The 5,749-nt window shown below is 41.7% G+C and carries 3 protein-coding genes; all 3 read left to right on the top strand.

Features of this window, described 5'->3' with window-relative positions; all coding sequences use genetic code 11:
- Positions 1 to 339: hypothetical protein (locus OM075_RS24115; protein WP_301193122.1), on the top strand; the 339-nt coding region annotated here is incomplete at its 5' end.
- A 13-nt stretch (positions 340 to 352) separates the two neighbouring features.
- Complete coding sequence (locus OM075_RS24120) at positions 353 to 2,140, top strand: class I SAM-dependent methyltransferase (RefSeq protein ID WP_301193123.1); 1,788 nt, start codon at positions 353 to 355, stop codon at positions 2,138 to 2,140.
- 1 nt (position 2,141) lies between these two features.
- Positions 2,142 to 5,749, top strand: a 3,608-nt coding sequence (locus OM075_RS24125) for a strawberry notch C-terminal domain-containing protein (RefSeq protein ID WP_301193124.1), incomplete at its 3' end; no start/stop codon positions are given.

The raw sequence follows: 5,749 nt of genomic DNA on the forward strand, positions 1-5,749 counted from the left end.
TGTGGACTGGCCATCATCATTACAGGTATTTTCATTAAAGAATCTGCCGATTGGTGGGTTATCGGAGGCGGTATCGGAATCTTTTTAGTCGGTGTTTTTTCCGACTTTAAGCGAAACCTGTTTATCCGTATTGCGCACTATGTATCAGCAATTGGAGGTTTTACGCTCCTTGGATTAAGTTATTATTTCAGTTTTGGCAATATCGAATACACCATTATCATCGCTATTTCAGCTTTGATTGCAACAGGTTTTGCTGATAAGCGAATTTGGTGTTTAGAGCTGACAATGGCAGCAGAGATATTCATTGGTCTTTTCTATTTGGCTCACACAATCATGTAGTTCTGGTTTGTTCATGGATAAAAAGGGCTACATATCAAGGATTCGTGAGGATTTAAAAGGCAGACGTAAGCACTCTAAAACCACTATTGAAAGCATTGCCAAAAGCTTCGGTATTGCCAATAAAAACTTGGTGAAAGAATTTACCGAACTGGCAATAATCCTTAACGCAAGAGAGATAGCACACGACAGTTCGCTAACCACTTACGAAAAATACCTTGATATTGTAGCCCTGTATCAATCACAGGTTAACCTTTCCATGCGAACAAGCATGAGCGTTTTGATGCAGCAGTATTCTACTCCGGCACCCATTTCGTTCCTGGCATCGAGTTATATCTTAAAATCAGGTAGCTTATCAGGCTACAAGGCTTTTAAGAACATCGTAAAGGGAAGTTCAAAAGGTAAAATTGTCGGCAACGCTCACCTTACCAATGACAAAAACGATTTTCCAAGATATTTAGAACCATCGGCAGGGAACGGACTTTTAACCATTGCTTTGCCTTATCACTTCACCCATGTAAACGAGTTGGATGATGTAAGACTTGCCAACCTGAAAGAACAACCATTTGCAAAGGTCAGCTCTTGGGATGCGTTAAAACCTCCGGCAGCTTATGACAGAAAATTTGACGGTGTAGTAACGAATCCTCCTTTCGGTTCACTTTCTGTACCTGAACTTTTCGGAAAGTTTAAAATCAAACGATTGGAACATGCAATGGCATTAAACGCTTTGCGTTGCATGAAGGATGACGGTAAGGCAGCCATTATCATTGGCGGTCACACCACTTGGGACGAACATGGTCGGGTTACGGCAGGAACTAACCGCATTTTCCTGAATTACCTCTACCATTTTTACAACGTTGAAGATATTATCCCTATTAACGGCAAAAAGCTTTACTCCAGACAAGGAACTTCAATCAATACACGATTGATTCTGATTGATGGAGCAAAAGCAGTTCCCGATGGAGCAGCTCCACTTAAAAATAAATTACACAGCACCGTTGTCAATACTCATGAAGAACTATGGGACAGGGTTGGATTGGAAGATGCAAAACCAAAAACGAACCAGGTTAAAGTCATAAAGCTTCGTGCAAAAGCCATCCTGATAAAACAAAAGCAGCTTTCACTATCACTTGGTAAACTTCCCAAAGCAAACAAACCACTTCGCATATTGGTAGCCTGTGAAGAAAGCCAGACCGTTACAATGGCACTTCGCAAAAAAGGACATGAAGCCTTTAGCTGTGATATTCTTCCGACCACAGGCAAATACCCCGAATGGCACATACAAGATGATGTTTTAAACCAATTGAATAAAGGTTGGGATATGATGATTGCCTTTCCTCCATGTACCTACCTTACCGTATCGGGCAATGCTTGGATGCACGACCCCGAAAGGCAAAAGGAACGCAAAAAGGCATTGAGGTTTATCGGTAAATTGATGAAAGCCCCCATTGAAAAAATTGCAATTGAGAATCCTGTGGGTGTTATCAGTACCGCCATCCGCAAACCAGACCAAATTGTGCAACCGTACCATTTTGGAGACAAGGCGAAGAAAACCACTTGCCTTTGGTTAAAAAACTTACCGCCTTTAGAGCCTACAAAAATTATTGATGAGAACCTTTTAGAGTACAAACATTGGTACGATAAAAAGAAAAGGCGTTGGAGACGGCAGCCACTTTGGTACTACAAAGCAAGGGATTTAAGCGATGATGAAAGACGTAGGGTACGAAGCAAAACCTTTCAGGGGATTGCCGATGCAATGGCAGACCAGTGGACAACAAAGAATAATTATTCAATCGCAGTATAGTATGAAATCAGACATTAAAATATGCAAAAGCAGCATTACCATAAAGTTTGGTAGCGTTCCACCAAAACATATATCAGCACGGCTTATTGAGTTAGGTTTTAAAACCACCAACAACAAAAGCTTTGTCCGCACCAAAAAGCTGGCTCAAAATGAGCATGAGTATTTACAAGGAATGTTCGGACATAAAGGGCTAGGAATGGCATATATCCCAACAGCCGAAAAAGGATTTATCCTGGATACAACCGTACCCGATTCAATGGGACATGAAATGCACATCGCTATACGGAAAGTAAAGAAAAGTATCGGGATGCCTTTGTTTGACTATGTTGCCGAGAAACTCGATTACAGCAATGACGAGCTTGTAAAGTCTCTTTCGTGTGAACAGATTGATGCAGTATCGTTAGCCATTTACAATATCGAGAAGCGTGGCCAGGGAATTATTGTGGGCGACCAAACAGGAATTGGAAAAGGGAGAACCGCAGCAGCATTAATCCGCTACGGTGTTAAAAGCGGTTTGCAACCTGTATTTCTTTCAGAAAAGCCCAACCTGTTTACAGACCTCTATCGGGATTTATCCGATATTGGCAGCTCTGCCCTGGTTCCGTTTATCGTGAATACAAAAGAGAGCAAAACCAATGTAAAGGACAAAAGCGGTGAAGTCATTTATACAGCTCCAGAAAAGCCTACACAAGAGCGAATCATTAAGGGCAAGAAAGTACCCAATAATTACAACTTTGTTTGTGCCACTTATTCGCAGTTCAATCAGCCGAAAAAGCCAGCCAAACAAGAGTTTTTAAACGCTGCAAGTAGTGGTAATATTATCATTATGGATGAAGCTCACAACGCTTCGGGAAGCTCCAATACAGGTGAGTTTATGCAAGGTGTACTTCGCCAGACTAAAGGTGTTTGTTTCCTATCTGCCACATTTGCCAAGCGACCTGATAATATGCCGATTTACGCTCAAAAGACCTCGATGAGCGATGCCAATATGAGCAAAGAGGATTTGGTGGAAGCCATCACCAAAGGCGGTGTTGCATTGCAGGAAGTGTTAGCAGCTCAATTGGTTTCAGAAGGTCAGATGATAAGGCGTGAACGCTCTTTTGAAGGTGTGGAAGTGAACTACATCGAGCTGAAAGAAAAAGCCAAAGAGCAAGCCGATACCGCAGACAAAGTAACCTCAATCATCCGTGATATTATCGGGTTCCAGGAGAAGTACATCAATAAACAGGTTGATGAGCTTGATAAGATTGCAGCAGCCGAAAGCAAAGAGGTTGAAACACGCAAAGGAACTGAGAAAGCAGGGGTTGATAATATTCCGTATTTCTCAAAGGTCTTTAACGTCATTAATCAATTACTCTTTAGTTTGAATGCCTCTGATGTTGCCGACCATGCCATAAACAGGCTAAAAGAAGGTAAGAAACCAATCATTGCCTTTGCTTCCACAATGGGGAGCTTTTTAGAGGGAATGGCTAAACCTGATGATGTGATTAACGGAGACTTCTCAACCGTTTTGGAAAAGGGATTGGATTCTGTTCTTCGCTATACTGAAAAGGATATTGATGGAGAATCACAAGGCAAACAGTTCAATATTGCCGACTTATCGGAAGATGCACAATTGGCTTACTATGATATTATCAGAAGAATCGAACAGGCTTCAACTGGCATTACTATCAGTCCGCTTGATTTGATAATCCAAAAAATTAAAGAAGCCGGCTATTCGGTTGGCGAAGTTACAGGTCGAAAGCTTTGTGTTCAGTACAATTCCACTAAAGCAAAGAATACAACCGCTTTGGTGATGAGCCGAAAAAAGGAAAACACAGCCGACTTGTTTCGTCAGTTCAATGACAATGAAATAGACTGTTTGCTGATTAATCAAAGTGGTTCAACAGGAGCTTCGGCTCATGCCATTGTCACCGATAAAGTGCCAGCAGAAAAGGTAAAGCAGCGTGTGATGGTGATACTCCAACCAGAACTGAACATCAATACAGAAATTCAAAAGCGTGGGCGTATCAATCGCACAGGGCAGATAATGAAACCGATTTACGATTATATTATCTCATCCATCCCTGCACAAAAGCGATTTATGATGATGCTTAAAAAGAAGCTGAAATCATTGGATGCCAATACCACGTCAAACCAAAAAAGCAGCAAGTCACAATTGGAATCCGATGACTTTTTGAATAAGTACGGTGACAAAGTGGTTCGCCAATATATGTTGGAAAATGAGGAACTAAACAAAGCCTTGGATAATCCACTCAAATTTGAAGGCAAAGAGAGTGATGAAACACCATCAGAAGGTGATGCTTCAAAAGTAACAGGGCGTGTGGCTGTTTTATCAGTAAAGGAACAGGAGAAGTTTTACCAAGAGGTTATTGAGCGATATAACGATTACATCGAATACCTCAAGCAAGCCGATGAGTACGACCTAGAGGTGGAAGTCCTGAACCTGAAAGCGGAATCACTTGAAAAGCGTGTTGTGATTGCCGGGAAAGGTGGACGTTCGGTATTTGGTAACGATACTTTTTTGGAAAAATGCGAATGCAACGTACTTAAAAAACCTTACGGCAAAGCTGAACTTGAAAAGCTTATTCAAAAACAACTAAGCGGTAAACACCCTGACAGTATTTCTGAAGAAATAGTTTCGGCTCACGAAAAGTTCGTTCAAAACAAGCTAACGGACGATTTAAAGTCATTGGAAGAAAAATACAAAGAGCTTTTTAATGGTATCACCGATGAGAAAGGCTATCAGAAAATTCCGGTATTTGACAAAGCAGCCCAAAGGGATTATGTCGTTGAACGAACCGAAGAAATTCAGGAAGGGAAACAAGCCGAGATTACCAAGACCAAAACACAAAGCGAGAACCGTAAACGCTACCTGAACAACTTTTTTAAGTTCTTCAAAGTCGGTCATGGCTATTTCTATCCGGCAGTAAGTTTTGAAACTGATAGTAGCGATAATTCATACTGCGTGTTTCTTGGCTTTGACATTAACCCCAAACGCAAGAATCCTTATGCTCCTTCATCGGTGAAGCTTCGCTTTGCCATATCGGACAGCCGTAAATACATCGTTCTCCCTGCTTCGGGCGATACTGCCAAAGAAATTGAGCGTGTAATGAGCCGTAGTATGCAGCTCACCACAGGGCAAAAAGAAAGCTTGATTGAGCGTTGGGATGAAGCCATTAAAGACTTCACGGCAGACCGCCAAATCCGATACATGGTAACTGGAAATATCTTACAAGGCTCTGCGGACTTTTCAGGCAAGTTGGTAAGCTTCACCACCAAAGGCAGAGGCGTTCAAAAAGGTATTTTAATGAGTGAGGCATGGTCGCCCGACAATAACGATAATAAAGCTGATAACTATGTTATAGCTCCAATAGCCAAACTACAAAAACACATTATGAGCCTTCGCAACGGGGCTACCATTGCGACCGAAAACAGGATTACAATAGCCAGGCATTATGATGGCTCTTTTAAGGTCATTATGCCAAAAACCAAAACGCATATCCCCATCTACACCGATAAAGAAGTGGTGAAGCTCCTGGTTAATAATCGGGATGGTTTTGAAATGGTTTCGGGCAATATGAGGGCTTCGGTTGAAGAAAGCAAGAT

It is taken from the genome of Plebeiibacterium sediminum (assembly GCF_026013605.1).
Classification (GTDB): domain Bacteria; phylum Bacteroidota; class Bacteroidia; order Bacteroidales; family Marinilabiliaceae; genus Saccharicrinis; species Saccharicrinis sediminus.